The organism is Chitinophaga sp. 180180018-3 (assembly GCF_037893185.1).
Classification (GTDB): domain Bacteria; phylum Bacteroidota; class Bacteroidia; order Chitinophagales; family Chitinophagaceae; genus Chitinophaga.
Genome location: NZ_CP140772.1, coordinates 7,941,493 through 7,958,257, shown reverse-complemented (window position 1 = coordinate 7,958,257; position 16,765 = coordinate 7,941,493). Strand labels below are relative to the sequence as shown.

The following is a 16,765-nucleotide window of genomic DNA, read 5'->3' as shown; positions in this document are numbered from 1 at the left end:
GGGCCTTTTTTATTTGGACCCCGCAGATGCCCCTCTATCCTGGAAATTAAAAAAATTTATTTTCTTCTTCCCTGGTACTTCCCCATTACAACAAATGTATTAGTAACAAGCGCAACTAAAAATTAAAACCCGTACATCATTATGAAAATATCTTTAACAGAAAAATATTTAGTAAGAAGTTCTAATTATTTTTTTTTATAATTGAAATTATTTTCATACTTTTAATTCACGTTTGTTAACCTATTCAAAGGTTAATCCTTCAACCAAAAGTATCATTAACACCAAAGCTGCACTACTGTATGCGGACAACCATATCTATTGGAGAAACACAATTAGAACAATTCCAGTTTCTGCATTTGAAGCAATCCATGACATGTCATCATGAATTTGAAATCGGTATAAGTTACGACTGGCTATCTGCCTATGGGCATAGTTCAGTAACTGCAGGAAAGTTATTGTTGGGGAAAGAAATTGGCATCTGTATTTATCCGGCAGACGCCGGGAAAAATCAGCATCCTTTGCTATTCAACGGCATTATTACAGGTATCATTGCTGGGAAAGGCAATAGTGATAGTACCGGATATTGTATACTTCGGGGCCATAGTCCTACGATATTGCTTTCCGGCAGTCCTGATTCCCGTTCATTTGAGCAGCTGGCCTTATCATCCATTGTTAATGCTGTATTTAGAAAAAGCTACCCATTGTCTGTTAACCCGCAGGTAGCCCCCGCCTATTTGCATCCGCTGAAATATATTGTTCAATACAAGGAAACGGGATTCGATTTCCTGCACCGGTTGTCCCGGCGTTTTGGAGAACACTTCTTCTACAATGGGCAGCAAATTATATTCGGACAATACAAACCCGGTCAACACTGCTTGTTACATCATACTGACCTGGCAGATTTTCAACTGGAATATAAAATTGTTCCGGTTAATCATCAGCTGATGGCCACGGAATACAGGCTTCAGCAAATCCTCGAAGAGCCGGCAGGCGACCGGCTCTTAACGGGGAATAATCCCTACACCAGTCATGTCCGGTCAGTAAGCAGAAAGTTGTACAACTATCCTGCATATTATAAGGTTCCTTATGCCTTCGGCAGCAATGCCCGGGAGGAGCTCAGCATAATGGCCCGGCAATATCAACGGGGCCGCCTTGCCGAAATGATCATTCTCAAGGGCCATAGCCAGCACATAGGCTTGAAAGCAGGCGATATTGTACATATCAATGAACGTACCCTGGCAAAAGAAGATCACGGCGAATTCGTGCTCACTTCTATTGAACATCACTGCAATGGGAATGGCAATTACTACAATTCATTTGAAGGCATTCCTGCAGATGCTGCTATTCCAATAATGGATCTGGAAAACATTCCCTGCTGTGAAGCACAAAGCGCCATTGTAACAGACAACAGCGATCCGAAAGGATTGGGACGTATCAGGGTCCGCTTCTGCTGGCAACAGGGCTGCACCCCGTGGATCAGGTTTCATCAACCCCACGCCGGCGCCGGAAAAGGATTCCATTTCATCCCGGAAATTAATGAGGAAGTCTGGGTTGATTTCGAAGGCGGTAACCCCGAAGCCCCCTACGCTACCGGCTGCGCATATAACGGTATCGCAACTACGACATTCGGAGATGACGCCAATAACCTGAAAGTGATCAAAACCCGCGGCGGCCATATCATACGACTCGACGATACAGCTGGTCGCGAAAACATTGTCATAGCCGACAAGGGAGGAAATACCATCATACTGGATACGCAGGGCAGGAATATTTCGTTATCAGCAGCTGAAAACATCAGCATTACCGCACGCAATATCGGTATACATGCAACAGATAATATCAATGTGAACGCTGGTTTCAATATGTGTTATTCCGCAGGAGCTGATATTCTTCAAAGTGCGGGCGATTGTTTGCATCAATATGCGGTTAACGACTACCGCCTTACTGCTACCAATATCACAAAGGTGGCGATGGAGAACATAAATATGCAGGCAAAAGAAATAGAGAAAAGAGCAGAAGAAATATCAGTAAACAGTACCACTGAAAATATGACGCTCAACGCGGGGGGTATGGTCAATATTAAAAGTGCAGAAAAATCAAAAATATTTTAACCCGATGGAAAATAGTACCACAGGATGTTTGCTTATTATCTGTAAAAAATATACAGAAAATGGAAGAACCATTTGCTGGAATAGCACCGGCACTTTATTGCTGTATTCCGGAAAATCTGTAGCACTGAAAGGTAAAGAGGGAATAAAATTCCGGAACACCGGGGTCTTGGGTTCCCGGGAAAATTAATCACATCGTTTAAACCCGATTTAAATATGGCCGACAAACATATTGTTGTGCAGGGAGCGCTATGCCAATGCAGCTTTGGGTCTGTCTCCAATAAGCTCGTAGTATCCGGTGCCAGCGAATATATCAATGACCACAGTGGCAATCTCAAACCGGTTGCCAGTACCAATACAACGGGGAACCCTTTCCTGCCCGGCGCCTTCGGCTCCTGCAGCTTCTCCCGCAGTACCTGTATGCCTTCCATTATAAAATGGAGCAGCACCGGCAATGTTATATTGTCGGACAACGGAAAGGTACTGCTCGAAAATAGTACTGCTGTATGCGCGGTATCAGGTGCAGCTACTATCAGCATTCTTTTTCACGGTCAAACAGCCAGTTTGTCGCATAACCAGCCAATAACACAAACATCGCTGGCTGATATTACTACACTGAATCCCCTCTTCCATACAAACAACATAAAAAGCACTCCTCCTGATGTAAGGAGTATAATGCTGAGCTTCGGGGCCAGAGAGGAAGCAACAAAGTTCATCAGCGACATACAAACTGCGGAGCAGCCAATTACCGTTGCTGTCAACGAACCATTGATATTCACAACCGAGAGTTATCACAATTCATCAGCGGTGGATGAAAGTTTGATAACCTGGAAGATCATTAGCGACAAGGTCGCCCCGGCGGTATTTGAAAACAATGGCGCCTGCCTGACTACTCATCTCAGCACACCAGGTATCTATCAGGTCTCAGCATTCGGAGAAGGCCAGCTGCATGAACCGCCCCGCCTGAGTATTAACGTCACCGGCGCCTTGCTGGAAAGAGCCTTCAAATTGATGTGCGGCAGCAACCAGATCATTGTTCCCTGCGACACACCTTATGAAGTAGCTGTTGGCGAGCGTATCATCATCCAGCCGGTTTTTATACCAGGTATTGCGGGGCAGCCTGTAGTAACCATACAGATAAAAGATGCCGGCAATAATATACTTGCCATGAGCAATAACGCATATGTTCATTTCACTCCCATGAACAGGGGCACCACTTATACAGTTACCGCCACTATAGATTCAGATGGGTTTCGCGAAGAAAGATCCCTGACGCTAACCACTAGCAGAAACGTAATATCAATAACCAACCATCATGGCAGCCATATGATAAGGCCCCGCACTTCACTGAGCTTTCAGCTTGCTGATACAAACGGGACTACACCATTGCCAGCTTCAGGTGCTACAGCTATCCAATGGCTGCTAAACGGTAAACTGATGGGTATCGGCTCAACCATCACACTGAATGGCGATACCCACTTTACCGTTCCCGGTAAATACAGGGTGGAAGCGCATTCTCAGGATATACCCTCAGCATTAGTGTGGCTGCTGGAAGTAAAACCCAACGAGCTACTTCAGATAACTGTTGAAAATGGAAACAATAATTGGATAGCCGGAAAAAAATACAGCCTGTCAGCCCTAACATTGATGCCATACGATGCTTCACTCGATGGCCCTGTCATCTGGCATCCATTCGGGGCAGGAGAAGCTAATTTTCGGGAAGCACAACTGGAACAGGAAGGTTCCTTCACTATAACTGCAAGTCTTGGCAAATCAGGATGCTCATATGAAGTACATGTAACCACTGCCAATATCACACGCTGGTGCTTTACTGATTTGCAAAACTTCTACAGATCAACAGCCGGATGGAAAGAAGATATCCGGCTGAATATATCCTGTGCTGATGCTCACGGTGAAAAGATTCCGCTCGATTTACTGGGCTGCAATCCGGCCAACCAATACTATTTTATAAAGCATCTCGGCTATGCCGAATTTGATGCTAACGGCGAACTCAATGTAGATGTAAATGTTCATAGTCTGCGGCACAAGTTAACTGCCACCAGCTTCGATTGGAATACCTTCCGGCTGCTCTTCGCCGTACCACATTCCCCTCGTACAATCATGTTCACAAACATGAAAACGATAACAACCCACGAACAGAAATACTGGTATCCACGGCATCAAACGCTCAGGCGAATGAAAGAAACAGGCAACCTGTTACAGTTGAAACCAACTAAAGAAGTGATATCAGTTCAGGCCCTCGATGCACAACAAAAACCGGCTATCAATGTATACAGGTTTGGAGAAAAAATAACTATTCATATTCAAACCATCAATCTCTCTGGAAACGATCTTATTGTTCAACTATGGGAAAACCGGCACAGCGAAAACGACAAGCTGTGTATCAACAAACACATCAAAGTCAATGAAAACGAAACCGCCTCTGTTATGATAGATACCGGCCAGCTTAGAGCCGGCAAATTCGCAGATATGCTGCTTCGTTGCTTCTACATTGTTGTTAAAACCAGTACCGATAAATATTTGTATCCGGCAGATGTAGCGGATAAAAATTTATTCGATCCTGGCAAAGCCAGTTTCTATCAGCATTTGAAACTCTCTAACAAACTAGGCGGACTATTCAGACAACTCACGAGATCCAACGCTCCTGTAATATTGGGCGAAACATATGCAACAAACGAAACTCCGGATGGCTGTCCCCGGTGCAATAATAAAGTAACCGTTGCTCAGCTGAAGGAGATATTTCCCGGAGCAAATAGCGCAGATCTCGAATCCGCCACAACTACCTATAATGCTTATATGGAAATCATGAATATGAATACCTGCTGGAACAAAGCACACTTCTTTGCACAGATAGCGGTTGAAAGTGGAAGAGCACTACATATTAAGGGAGGAGAGAACTTTAACTGGTACTGGGAAGAATTAATACACACCTTCTCAGCGTTCCGCACGGCATCGGGGAGAAGAAAAGCCATGGAATGGGGCCGCCAGGTACGAAAGCCGGCAATCCCCGGAGTAAGCGTCGCCAATCAGCAGAAGATTGCCAACTTTGCGTACGGCCCCGATACTAGAACCGGAAAACTGCTGGGTAATACTGAGGAAGAAGATGGCTGGCTTTTCAGAGGCCGGGGGCTTATTCAGATCACCGGCCGGAAAGCATATACAAATGCCAACAAATACACACTGAAAGAACAAGCGGATATTGTCAGTCATCCGGAACTGGTATGCAACAGCATGAGAATTGCCGTACTATCATCCATGGCATATTGGCATTCCCAAAAACTTCACCTTCGTGCGAACGGCAATACCGAGGTAACTACTGGTATCAGCCGCAGGGTAGGAAACGAAGTAACATCAGCCGATGGCAGCAATTATGCCAGGAAGAAACATATTTTTGAAACCTGTACTGCTTTCATGTTCAAGGTAAAAGAATGCCAGTTTCAAACTATATCAGATAATAAGCCCAACCAATACATTATCCAGCTGGATACCTTTAGTCATCAATTGATTTTTGAGAATCCCGAAAGCAACAACTATCGATATAGTCTCTATTTATCAGACGAACTCGTACATACCTTTCAACTGACCAAAAACGAAAACGGGTTACTGCCTTTTCCGTCAACAGGTCCAAACTGGGGGCGGTTCGGAAACAGAGATGGTGGAGACGATAACTTCATCGCACCACATGTAGCTGCATCACTGCTGGGATTCTTTTACTCTCTTCCCCATAACAACTATGACGGGATATTATACTACAATGATATATCTGCCAGCAATAAACGTAATATCGGACACAGGGGACATGTCAATGGCAACGACATCGATATCCGCTACCCCGGTAGTACAGCCAGGAAAGGTCATGTATTCTGGCAGGAAGCAGAGAAAACATTCGGTTCAGAGAGAGAATTCCTGAGAGTACTGGAAAGAATTCTGGAGGTTGCCGGGCGATGGGGGTTCAATAGAAATTTCGCCTATAAAAGCAAAATCAAAAATACTACCAGTCATTTAACAACCATCCACCAGGATCATTTTCACTTAGGCCTGAGATAAATCAGCTCATTTATGAAAACACCCTACTTAATATACTGTACTGTAGCATTCAATGTCCTGCTCCACGCCTGTCAGACAACACCCCGGAAAAATCAGGAAAAGCCTTTGAAAGATACTATTATTCCAACAACAAAAGTTTATGACATGAACCTGGAAGAAATAAAAAAACATATACAACTGCAACTACACATAGAAAAACAGGAGGAGGGTGACGGGCCGTTGTACAATTACACTGCAAAAGATATTGAAATTGCGTTGCCACTGATTGCAGAAGGGTTGAAAAATGAAAACTATGTGGCGCCGGATTCAGTAGTTTTTGACAGAAAAATCAGGCAAATATTCGGTGATATATTCACTAAAACCAATAACAAGGTCAGACTGAGAAATAAATTCAATACAATTCTCGTTGAAGCCAACATGAATGAAGAGCAGGAATTTGACTATACCGTCGATAATCTGTTTATATCAAAAGAATATAGGTTTATTACCTACGTTCCGTTTCTGGCCGATATAGTAGAGTTTTCCGATAGTAGTCACTATACAATAACTATGGATCCTCGTTTGGCAGCCCTCAACAAATATTTCTTCAATGGCAGCAGATCTGATCTGGCATTTCTCATCGGAGAAGATGACTTCTTCATGAAAACATTGGTTAAATCCTTTGGCTATACAAAAGAACCCCGTCTAAATGATCTGGCTATGAACGATTATCTCGACCTCGGTGAAATTAAGGCTGCGATTGTGGGCGAAATTATTTTCCTCAAAAATGGAGATCAACTGGATATAAAAACAGATCTGCTTCAATGGATCGCTAACCATACCACACGAGATAACAATACGCTACTCTCCGGTTTAAGCTATTTCGCCGATGCTATGTATGACAGCCTTCTGAGACAAGCAGCATTCCAACATCATCCATATCACTATTATACCTTGAACGAGAAAAGAAAAATTGTGGCGTATATCTCTGCCATTTATGAACCACTGTTCTATGAATACTATCGCTATAACACAGCGCTGTGGCCTAGAACTCCGGTACTCGATCAAATAATGTCAGTAGACAAAGGGCTGTTTGACTACCTGGAAAAAAATCACTACTTCTTTCTACCCGGACTAAAAGAATACTGGGCTGATCAATGAGAATCCATTGTTGCTTTTAATAAAAACGCCAGGGTTACAATGCCCTGGCGTATTCTTTATAAACAATTTATTTATGGTTCTTTCTTTGTTACCCTTTCCTTCTTGTATTCCTCAAACGACTGCTTAATGTAAAGCAGCAAATCATAGTCCGAAGCCGAATTAAGGAACTGGTACCCTGGCCGGTATCTGTACATAAATGAATCCAGTTCAGGGCTTTGCAATTTCGTCATTCTTCCTACAAGTTCCGGAGAATAGCGGTTATCAATGAATTTTTCCTTCTCCCAATATAACAGCTGCTCATGAAACTGTTCCTTTCGCTTACGCGCCTTGCTCGGCACCAGATATGACAACGCCGTGATAGGATTAGCGGGCAACGTCTTCAATACATCCATTGCTCCCGGCTTCTTATAATCGAAGTACCTACCATATTCATTCCTCATCGCAATAGAATCCCTCGTATAATTCCGGCCTTTTACATTCACCCCCTGCAGCTCAAATAAACGTTTCTGCATATATACTTCCTGGCTGGTCGACATTCCCGGGACTATCAGTATCTTCTGAACATAACTCAGCATGGAGAACTCCAGCGTATCCCCCGGCAGGGCTTCAATATAAAAACGTCCACTTTCATTACTTAACGTTCCCGTCATTGTCCGTTTGTTTACTATGGAAACAAACGGCAATCCGGTTTTAGTTTCCTGATCCGCTACCATACCGGACAAACGCACCTGCGCGAAAATACCCTGCATGCCAATGAAAAAGAAAAAGAACAGTGCTCCGATATATGCTGTAAAACGAATCATGAATATAGTAATCCTTCAAATTTAATGTTCCACCCGCTAACGAAAAGTTAAAAAACAACAGGTGCTTTAGTGCTCGGCTGCAAAAATATTAATTATCAATATTATAAATATCCCCCTAAACACTTATTTTTACAACTATCACCTGTTTTTATTGTAAAAGTCATGCCACAGAAAGTCATTTTCGCAACCCAGCACTACCAATATCTCAAAAACCGGATACTGTCGATTACCAACAATACCTGGGAAAATGGAGAGCTGGATATCCGCGATTTTCCTGATGGAGAGCATTATCACCGTATCCTGAGCGATGTTAGTAACAAAGAGGTGATTCTCATTGGCGGCACCATCGATGATAAAGAAACGCTGGAGCCGTATGATCTCGCCAGCGGTTGCATCCAGCTCGGAGCATATTCACTCACTATCGTCATTCCTTTCCTGGGCTACTCTACAATGGAACGGGCAGTTAAATACGGGGAAATCGTAAAAGCAAAAACCAGGGCTGTTTTATTTTCTTCTTTACCCAATACCTCCAGAGGCAATCGCATCGTTATGATCGATCTGCATGTGGATGGCATCACCTGGTATTTCGAAAATGATGTTCGCCCGGTTCATCTTTACGCCAAAGATCTTGTCAAGGAAGCTGCTATGGAGCTCGCCGCCGGCCGCCCCTTTGTGCTCGCCAGCACAGATGCAGGCAGGGCTAAATGGGTGGAATCGCTCGCCAACGATCTGCATGTTCCCGCCGCTTTCGTTTTCAAACGCCGCATCTCCGGAGAAGAAACTGCTATTACCGCTATCAGCGCAGATGTGAAAGGCAAAACCGTCATTATCTATGATGATATGATCCGCACCGGTGGCTCTCTCATTCATGCCGCGGAATCATATCGTGATGCCGGCGCTGCCGATATTTACGTTATCACTACACACGGTATCTTCGCAGGCAACGGATTCGAAAAAATTAAAAAAAGCGGTCTTATCAGCAAAGTCATTTGCACCGATACACATCCCAATGCACTTTCCATTAACGACAACATGCTCGAGGTAAAATCTGTTGATCAGCTCATCGTCAATTATTTCAATTCCCTGCATCCCTGATATGCTGCATATCTTTAAAATATCACAATCTTATCTTGTAAGCTCATTTATAATTTTCATATGATCGGTTTTCGTATAATCGAATACGGTAGTTGCGACTACCACAGTATGGTTGAGCTGCGCAGCGATGTGCTCCGGAAGCCGCTCGGATTAAGCTTTACAACCGAACAGCTACAGGAAGAAATGAATGATATTCTCATCGGATGCTTTGATCATGATAACAATAAATCTGTACTCATAGGTTGCTGTATCCTCACACCTCTCGACCAGCACAGAGTACAACTCCGGCAAATGGCCGTGTCTCCCGACTTACAGGGTAAAGGCCTTGGCCGCGATATCATTAACTTTGCCGAACGCTACGCCATCGATAACGGCTTCGATATACTTACCATGCACGCCCGCAAAGTAGCCACAGGTTTCTATCTGCGGCTCGGCTACGAAATATGTGGAGAAGAATTTACAGAAGTGGGCATCCCACACTACGAAATGAGGAAAATCCTGAAATAAAATATTTTTTCCTGCTGCAACCCATTGTAGAAGGCCTTTTGATTGTATTGTTATATTGATGAACGTACAATACAACAATAGGCAGTTTAGGAATCCTGTCGAAAAAACAAGTAACCAAATCTTTTATAATACTATGAGAAGCCATGTACTAGCCTGGTCGGGGCTGTGCTATGCCTTTTTCTGCTTATCACCTGGCAGTGCATATGCTCATCCCGACAGGTATCCTTCCGCCCAACAAGCGACCGATACCACTGTACCCGTAGTGATCAAACCCTCCGCTGCTGATACTTCCAATAAACCCAAGCCTGACTCCGCGAAACCCGCTCAGGATACTACCCAACCCAAACAGGATACTACCCGGCCTAAACAGGATACCGGTAAAGTCCGCCCGAAAGAAGACACCACGCTTATCCTTCCTCCGGATAAATCCGCCCTGCAGAAGGAAGCTGGTGAATTTCCTGTAACCGGGGTGGTGAAAGATGACAAAGGCAGCCCAATACCAGGCGCTGTTATTCGCAACAAAAGGGCTAAAACAAATATAACAAGTACACCCGACGGAAACTACTCTATCAAAGCTTCCGCTGGCGATACACTGTTGATAAACGTTCCTTCTTTCGCCGAACAGAATGTCGTTGTCGAAAAAAGAGGACCGGTAAATTTCACCCTTGTGCCATCTAGTGCTACTAAAAAAGTACTCGGTGAAGTAGTGGTAACTGCACTCGGTATCAAAAAGAATCCCCGCTCTATTGGTTACGCCATTCAGGAAGTAAGCGGAAACGCTGTGCAGGAAGCCAAGGAAGTAAACTTCGTGAATGCACTCACCGGTAAAGTACCTGGCGTTCAGGTGAATACCAATACCGGTTCCATGGGTGGTGCCACCAAGATCACTATCCGCGGCGTAAAATCAATCCTCGGTGATAATAATGCCTTCTTCGTACTCGATGGGGTTCCCATGATGAATAATGTAACCAACGATCCCGGCCAGCAGAATGGTGGCGGTGGTTACGATTACGGTAGCCCGCTCCAGGATATCAACCCGGAGGATATCGAAAATATCTCCGTGCTGAAAGGTGCCGCCGCTACTGCTCTCTACGGAAGCAGGGGCGCAAATGGTGTGCTGCTGATTACCACCAAGAAAAGACCTGATGTGGAAAAAGGTATTGGTGTTACATATAGCCTCAACGCACAAGTCGACAAAGTGGCCGTATTACCCAAGTACCAGAATATGTACGGTGGTGGCAGCGGTGGTAAGTTCGATACCCTCTACTATAACCAAAACCCGGGTGGCTTCCTGAACGAACAAAGCGCTACTTACGATGATCACGATGGGAGAGGCCGGTACGACCTGATGCCGCAATATAAAGTAGATGAATCCTGGGGACCAAAACTTAACGGCCAGATCGTACGCCCTTACTGGTCCTGGGATAAAGACAAAAACAATCCATACTTCGGACAAACAGATAAATGGCTGCCACATCCGAATAATGTAAAGGATTTCTACCGCACCGGCTTTACACTTACCAACAATATCGCTATGGCCGGCAGTAACGACAAAGGAAGCTTCCGCCTCTCTTATGGCAATATGAATCAAACCTTTGTGCTGCCTAATGCCACCAACAACAGGAATAATCTTTCCTTCAATGGTAGCTACAACCTCACCAAAGGTGTAAGGGCAGTAGCTTCTTTAAACTACACTGCACTGAAGGTGAAAGGTCGCCCTGGCACAGGCTTTACCGGGCCTAATCCTACCCTCCAGTTCACGATGTATGGCCAGCGCCAGCTCGACATAGAAAAAGAAAAAAGATATAAATACGACGATGGCTCCCAGATCACCTGGAACCGCACCGCCTGGAACGACCCCCGTGTTTCCTCCAGCAATGGCCCATACTGGAATCGCTATATGGACTATGAAACAGACAGTCGCAACAGGGTATACGGCTATGCCGGCCTGGATGTAGATGCTACCAAATGGCTGTCTTTCTCCGGCCGTGTATTTATGGATGATTACAATACTTTGGAAGAAGAAAGAACCGCAAAAGATTATGCAATTGGTCAGTACATCAAACGGGTAAGAACTAACCGCGAAATGAACTATCAATTAACAGCCGATATTAAAAAGGATTTTGGTAAAGAATTCCAATTGAATGCTACTATAGGCGGCAACGTTATGCATCGGCAGTGGACAGTAACCGGTGGAGCCACCACCGGAGGCCTTACCACTAAGGGCGTATACAATCTCCTGAACTCCGTTCAACCAGCACAGGCTTTCGATCAGTTCTTCGAAAAACAGATCAACTCCGCCTTTGCTACTGCCAATCTCGGGTATAAAAACATGCTGTTCCTCGATCTGACCGGCCGCAGCGACTGGTCATCCACTCTTGCCAAAGGGAATAACCAGTATTTTTATCCTTCAGCTTCCCTTTCTTTTGTTTTTTCAGATCTGCTGAAAGAGTGGAAATGGCTCAGCTATGGTAAGTTAAGAGGAAGTGTGGCAGCTGTTGGTAATGATGCCGATCCTTATCGCATCTACAATACCTACGATTTTATTCCACCATTTGGCAGCAGCCCTATTTCCCAGTTCTCTTCTATTTTGTATACACAAGACCTGAAACCGGAAAGAACTACGGAATTTGAATCCGGCGTTGAACTGAAATTCCTTGATAATCATATAGGCGTCGACTTTACCTACTACCGGCGTATTACCAAAGATCAGCTCATCCCAATCTCTCTGCCTTCTGCTACCGGCTTTGCAGCTGCATTTGTGAATGGGGGAAGTGTGGAAAACAAAGGGGTGGAAATAGGATTGAACCTGAATCCCATCCGCCTCAGAAACGGCTTCCGTTGGGATATCAACGCCAATCTGGCCAGAAACCGGAACAAAGTACTTAACCTGTATATCCAGCAATACAAAACCTGGCTCGATTACCAGCTGATAGGTACCGATCGCCGCACTCAGAAAGTATCAGTAGTAGGACAGGTAGGTGAACCGCTTGGAACTATCCGCGGTACGGATTATACATACCTCAACGGACAAAAAGTGGTCGATGCTCAGGGGCGCTACGTTCCCAGTGCAGTTAAACCTATCGGTAACGCCTATCCGGACTATGTCGGGGGTGTTACCAATACGTTCACATACAAAGGCTTCTACCTTTCTGCATTAATCGATTTCCAGCATGGCGGTAATTTCTTCTCCTACACTAACCTGTATGGTAACAAATCCGGATTGCTTGAAAGTACCGTAGAAAACGGTATCCGCGAAAATGGTATTGTAGTGCCGGGTGTAACTGCCGACGGGCATCCCAATACTGTCAACATTTCCGCACAGGACCACTTTAACTATAACGGCGGAAATGTTATCAGCAAAGCAAATTTGTATGATGCAAGTTATATCTACCTCAGGGAAGCAAAATTTGGCTACAACCTGCCCGATTCATGGTACAGGAAAATCGGCGCACAGGCCGCCCGTATCTCTTTATACGGCCGTAACCTGTGGTTGATAAAATCCAATGCTCCTAATGTGGATCCATCCAATATTCTCAACTCTGCATCCAATGTACAGGGTATAGAAGGCGGCGCGCTGCCTTCGCTGAGATCCTTTGGAGTAAACCTGAATGTATCATTCTAAATTTTTGTGAAGATGACTAAGAAGATTTTAAAATATAGCAGCGTCCTTTGTTTAAGTACTGTCATGGCTTTCACAGGTTGTAAGAAGCTGGATGATATGAACCGCGACCCTACCAAACCCACCACAGCGGATCCGGCCAACCTGCTCACCGGTGCTCAGAAAAACGCCATGGATGTGCTCTACAGCGGATTGCAGAATGGATTCATCGCGATGAACTATGCACAGTTCTGGACCGGCAATTCAAGGACCAACGACAGCCAGTTTGCGCTGGATGAGGGAAATAATGCTACGCTCTGGAATAATCTCTACCGTATTTCCCTTAACAATCTCGCCGATATCATCAGGCAGAATAATGAAAAGGGAAATCCTCCCGGCTCCGGCAATCAGAACGCTATCGCCAGAATCACAAGTGCCTGGATCTACCAGATCCTCGCCGATACTTATGGTAACGTTCCCTATTCGGAAGCGCTGAAAGGAAGTACCAATATTATTCCTAAGTATGATGATGCCAAAACCATTTACAACTCGCTGCTGGATACGCTGCAAGCCCAGATAAATGCACTGGATCCCGGTCAACCCAGCTTTACATCAGGAGATATCATCTATAGCGGGGATGTAACAAAATGGAAAAAGCTCGCGAATTCACTGATGCTTCGACTGGCGATCCGCATGGTGGATGCGAATCCGCAAAAAGCACAGCAGATCATAGAAGCACACTATAAAGATGCTTTCACCAGCAACACTGATAACGCACAGTTCCAATACCTGGATGCTGCTCCGAATAAGTTCCCGTATAACGAATCCGAACGGCCACTTATCGACTTTTCAGTAACCGAAACACTGGTTAACTACATGAAAAGTGTGAACGATCCACGGCTTGCCATATACGCCCGCCAGGCTGCCATCGGCGATACCATTAAAGGTATGCCTTATGGCTGGGCTGCATCCGATTCAAAGAGGCTGCCGGAAGGAAACTATTCCAAGCCCGGTACCCAGATCTACAAATCCACGATGCCCGGTATCCTGATGGGATATGCCGAGGTAGAGTTTATTCTCGCTGAAGCTGCTGCCCGCGGCATGAACGTCGGCGCAGATGCAGCTACTCACTATACCAACGGTATTGCTGCTTCCATCAACTACTGGCGCCAGCTGGCAAACAGTACCAGCATCACCGATGCAATGATCCAGAACTATATTAAAGGGGTACCATATGTGGCAACCGACTGGAGAAATGTGATTGGCACCCAGAAATGGCTGGCACTCTACCCACAAGGCTTCCAGGCCTGGTTCGAAAGAACAAGGCTGCACTTCAGCAAACCCGGCGGCCAACCACTGTTCATTGCACCTGTATCCGGCTCATTGGATGCCAGCGTGCAAATGGTTCCCTATCGTCTTACCTATCTCGTAACAGAGCAAACGCAGAACAAAGCCGCTTATGATGCAGCTGCTTCAGCGATAGGAGGAGACCTGAAAGGAACCAAATTGTGGTATAACAAATTTTGATACAACAATCAACTATAGCTAAACAACAATCTATCGGCGCCTGCGTCTGCAGGCGCTTTCTTTTTTTAAGCCGCTTTAGTTACCTTTGATGCCTTACCTATATTCTGCTATTATGAGGAAACTAATGCTCACAATGGCCCTGATGGCTATTGTCCGGATATTGTCCGCACAGAATATTACACATGCCTGGCAAGGCTGGTACACCTATTTCGGCACAGCAAAACTGAATGATAAATGGGCAATTCCTTTTGATATACAGGCCCGGATCAGGGACGGAATCAGCAACAAAGGTCAGCTGCTGATGAGAGGTGGACTACAATACTCCATTAACAAAAAGCACCACGTTTTGATGGGCTACGCCTTCATACCTGCATACAATAACATCAGCGGCACCTGGCTACCCGAACAACGTATCTTCGAACAATATATTTATAAGGCCTCAAAAATAGATATGACCCACCGCGTCAGGCTCGAACAACGCTGGGTAGCCCAACCAGCGGATGCCGGCGCTACCCATGCCATCGGCGACTGGCGCTATGGTAACCGGTTACGCTATTTCAACCGCACTCAATTCCCGGTACTGCACCAGCAACAACGCACGCCATTTTATATTGCCCTTCAGGATGAGATTTTCCTCAACCTGTGGGGAAATGATATCAGTAATTTGCTGTTTGATCAAAATCGCTTCCTGCTGGCATTCGGCTACCAGTTCAACCCCAATCTGAAAGCCGATATCGGCTACATGAATCAATTGCTGCAGGTAACCACCGGTGCCAGAACGATGAACCATATCCTGCACATCAGTGTTTTCCACAACTTTAGCCTCTAACGGTAGTCGCCGAACTTGGCCTTCAGCATGGCAGCAAAATCGCTGTACGCCTGCTCTGTCTTAAATGCGCTGATTGGGATGAGGAAGAATGTTTTTTTATCCCTGTATAGAAAGAAGAATTTGCTGGTTTCTACCACTCTCGAAAAATTACTCCAGCTGATCAAACGCTGATGATCACTGGCCCTGGTAGATATCTGAAGCCCCTCATCAGAATATTGAAGGGATATTTTATCCTTAAAAGTAGCCGCTTTATTGTAGATGGATACCGGCAGCAAGTACCAAAATACCCAACCCAGCACCAATACCATGATTACGATACCAGTCAGCGCACCCACAGTAACAACACTGAAAAAATAACCTGTTAATGTTGCAAGAAGCAGAATGATAAGGGTATTGCGGAAGACCTTGATCTCACCCCTCTGCATAAAATGATAGCGCAATGCATGCAATACCTCTCCCTTATTGTAACTAAACTCTAAATGCATTATCGCCAGGCAAAACAATTTTATCTGTTAACTGAAATCGACATAGGATTATCCATTTCATCACGCACGGTTACAGGTGCTTCTTTCTTCCGGCTCCGTTTTACATTAGACAGATCGTCTTCACTAAAGCCAGGAAAGTTTTTCTTGATGAACAGAAAATATTGTTGCAAGGTCTTAGGATCTACCTTGAACGGAAAAGACAACTCCTTCCCACTTCCTTTGAGAAAGTCGTTTGTACTTAATTTGTTTTCGTTTTGTAAATACCACTTGTACAGATCCACAATAGCTTTTTCCAACTCCGCTTCATCTACCTTCTCCGTCGTTTCCACCCTTGGGAACATTAACACCGACTCTTCCACCCTTACAGGTTTAGCATTGGCAGTGTTCTTGGAATTATTACGGTTATCGTTGTTGTCTCCGTTTTTATCCCCGTTTTTATCCCCATTCTTGAAACCAGTGCTGGCATTTGCTGATGTGGCTGCGGCAAAAACAACCAACAGCATTAACAACAGCTTCTTCATAATGCGTAAAATTTTCGAGTCTAAAAATACAATTATATTTTGAGATTCCTAGCAGATTCAAAATAATGGCCCTACCCCCTG

The 16,765-nt window shown here is 44.9% G+C and carries 11 protein-coding genes; 8 read left to right on the top strand and 3 right to left on the bottom strand.

The window, feature by feature from the left end; translation table 11 throughout:
* The first annotated feature begins 299 nt into the window (after positions 1–299).
* From UNH61_RS31540 to UNH61_RS31530, 3 genes are all read left to right on the top strand, one after another.
* Complete coding sequence (locus tag UNH61_RS31540; protein ID WP_326996013.1) at positions 300–2,111, top strand: type VI secretion system Vgr family protein; 1,812 nt, start codon at positions 300–302, stop codon at positions 2,109–2,111.
* Positions 2,112–2,324: 213 nt separating this feature from the next.
* A complete protein-coding gene (locus UNH61_RS31535) occupies positions 2,325–6,176 on the top strand; it encodes a PAAR-like protein (RefSeq protein WP_326996012.1) in 3,852 nt (1,283 codons plus the stop codon).
* A gap of 12 nt (positions 6,177–6,188) precedes the next feature.
* Entirely contained in the window at positions 6,189–7,316 is a 1,128-nt protein-coding gene (locus tag UNH61_RS31530) for a hypothetical protein (RefSeq protein ID WP_326996011.1), read from the top strand.
* A 71-nt stretch (positions 7,317–7,387) separates the two neighbouring features.
* Here UNH61_RS31530 and UNH61_RS31525 read toward each other — a convergent pair whose 3' ends face one another.
* Positions 7,388–8,119 carry a carboxypeptidase-like regulatory domain-containing protein gene (locus tag UNH61_RS31525; RefSeq protein WP_326996010.1) on the bottom strand — a complete coding sequence of 244 codons (732 nt, stop codon included), beginning with the start codon at positions 8,117–8,119 and terminating at the stop codon, positions 7,388–7,390.
* Between the two features lie 162 nt (positions 8,120–8,281).
* Between UNH61_RS31525 and prs the strand changes: the two genes are divergently transcribed.
* The 5 genes from prs (at position 8,282) to UNH61_RS31500 (ending at position 15,678) form a co-directional block, all read left to right on the top strand.
* The gene (prs, locus tag UNH61_RS31520) at positions 8,282–9,214 is read left to right on the top strand and encodes a ribose-phosphate diphosphokinase (protein WP_326996009.1); all 933 of its coding nucleotides are present in this window, start codon (positions 8,282–8,284) and stop codon (positions 9,212–9,214) included.
* A 60-nt stretch (positions 9,215–9,274) separates the two neighbouring features.
* Positions 9,275–9,721, top strand: coding sequence for a GNAT family N-acetyltransferase (locus tag UNH61_RS31515; RefSeq protein WP_326996008.1), 447 nt, complete (start codon positions 9,275–9,277; stop codon positions 9,719–9,721).
* Between the two features lie 133 nt (positions 9,722–9,854).
* Positions 9,855–13,346, top strand: a complete 3,492-nt coding sequence (locus UNH61_RS31510; RefSeq protein WP_326996007.1) for a SusC/RagA family TonB-linked outer membrane protein — start codon at positions 9,855–9,857, stop codon at positions 13,344–13,346.
* Positions 13,347–13,358: 12 nt separating this feature from the next.
* Complete coding sequence (locus UNH61_RS31505) at positions 13,359–14,849, top strand: SusD/RagB family nutrient-binding outer membrane lipoprotein (protein ID WP_326996006.1); 1,491 nt, start codon at positions 13,359–13,361, stop codon at positions 14,847–14,849.
* Positions 14,850–14,961: 112 nt separating this feature from the next.
* Positions 14,962–15,678, top strand: coding sequence for a DUF2490 domain-containing protein (locus UNH61_RS31500; RefSeq protein WP_326996005.1), 717 nt, complete (start codon positions 14,962–14,964; stop codon positions 15,676–15,678).
* Here UNH61_RS31500 and UNH61_RS31495 read toward each other — a convergent pair.
* Both UNH61_RS31495 and UNH61_RS31490 read right to left on the bottom strand, forming a co-directional pair.
* A complete protein-coding gene (locus UNH61_RS31495; RefSeq protein WP_326996004.1) occupies positions 15,675–16,163 on the bottom strand; it encodes a YcxB family protein in 489 nt (162 codons plus the stop codon). The two genes, UNH61_RS31500 and UNH61_RS31495, sit on opposite strands and share 4 nt — an antisense overlap.
* 20 nt (positions 16,164–16,183) lie before the next feature.
* Positions 16,184–16,684, bottom strand: coding sequence for a hypothetical protein (locus tag UNH61_RS31490; RefSeq protein WP_326996003.1), 501 nt, complete (start codon positions 16,682–16,684; stop codon positions 16,184–16,186).
* Positions 16,685–16,765: the final 81 nt, after the last annotated feature.

Excerpts from the sequence above, each read along its gene's own strand:
- UNH61_RS31540 (WP_326996013.1), top strand. The coding sequence starts at position 300 with ATGCGGACAACCATATCTATTGGAGAAACACAATTAGAACAATTCCAG.
- UNH61_RS31535 (WP_326996012.1), top strand. The coding sequence starts at position 2,325 with ATGGCCGACAAACATATTGTTGTGCAGGGAGCGCTATGCCAATGCAGC.
- UNH61_RS31530 (WP_326996011.1), top strand. The coding sequence starts at position 6,189 with ATGAAAACACCCTACTTAATATACTGTACTGTAGCATTCAATGTCCTG.
- UNH61_RS31525 (WP_326996010.1), bottom strand. The coding sequence starts at position 8,119 with ATGATTCGTTTTACAGCATATATCGGAGCACTGTTCTTTTTCTTTTTC.
- prs (WP_326996009.1), top strand. The coding sequence starts at position 8,282 with ATGCCACAGAAAGTCATTTTCGCAACCCAGCACTACCAATATCTCAAA.
- UNH61_RS31515 (WP_326996008.1), top strand. The coding sequence starts at position 9,275 with ATGATCGGTTTTCGTATAATCGAATACGGTAGTTGCGACTACCACAGT.
- UNH61_RS31510 (WP_326996007.1), top strand. The coding sequence starts at position 9,855 with ATGAGAAGCCATGTACTAGCCTGGTCGGGGCTGTGCTATGCCTTTTTC.
- UNH61_RS31505 (WP_326996006.1), top strand. The coding sequence starts at position 13,359 with ATGACTAAGAAGATTTTAAAATATAGCAGCGTCCTTTGTTTAAGTACT.
- UNH61_RS31500 (WP_326996005.1), top strand. The coding sequence starts at position 14,962 with ATGAGGAAACTAATGCTCACAATGGCCCTGATGGCTATTGTCCGGATA.
- UNH61_RS31495 (WP_326996004.1), bottom strand. The coding sequence starts at position 16,163 with ATGCATTTAGAGTTTAGTTACAATAAGGGAGAGGTATTGCATGCATTG.
- UNH61_RS31490 (WP_326996003.1), bottom strand. The coding sequence starts at position 16,684 with ATGAAGAAGCTGTTGTTAATGCTGTTGGTTGTTTTTGCCGCAGCCACA.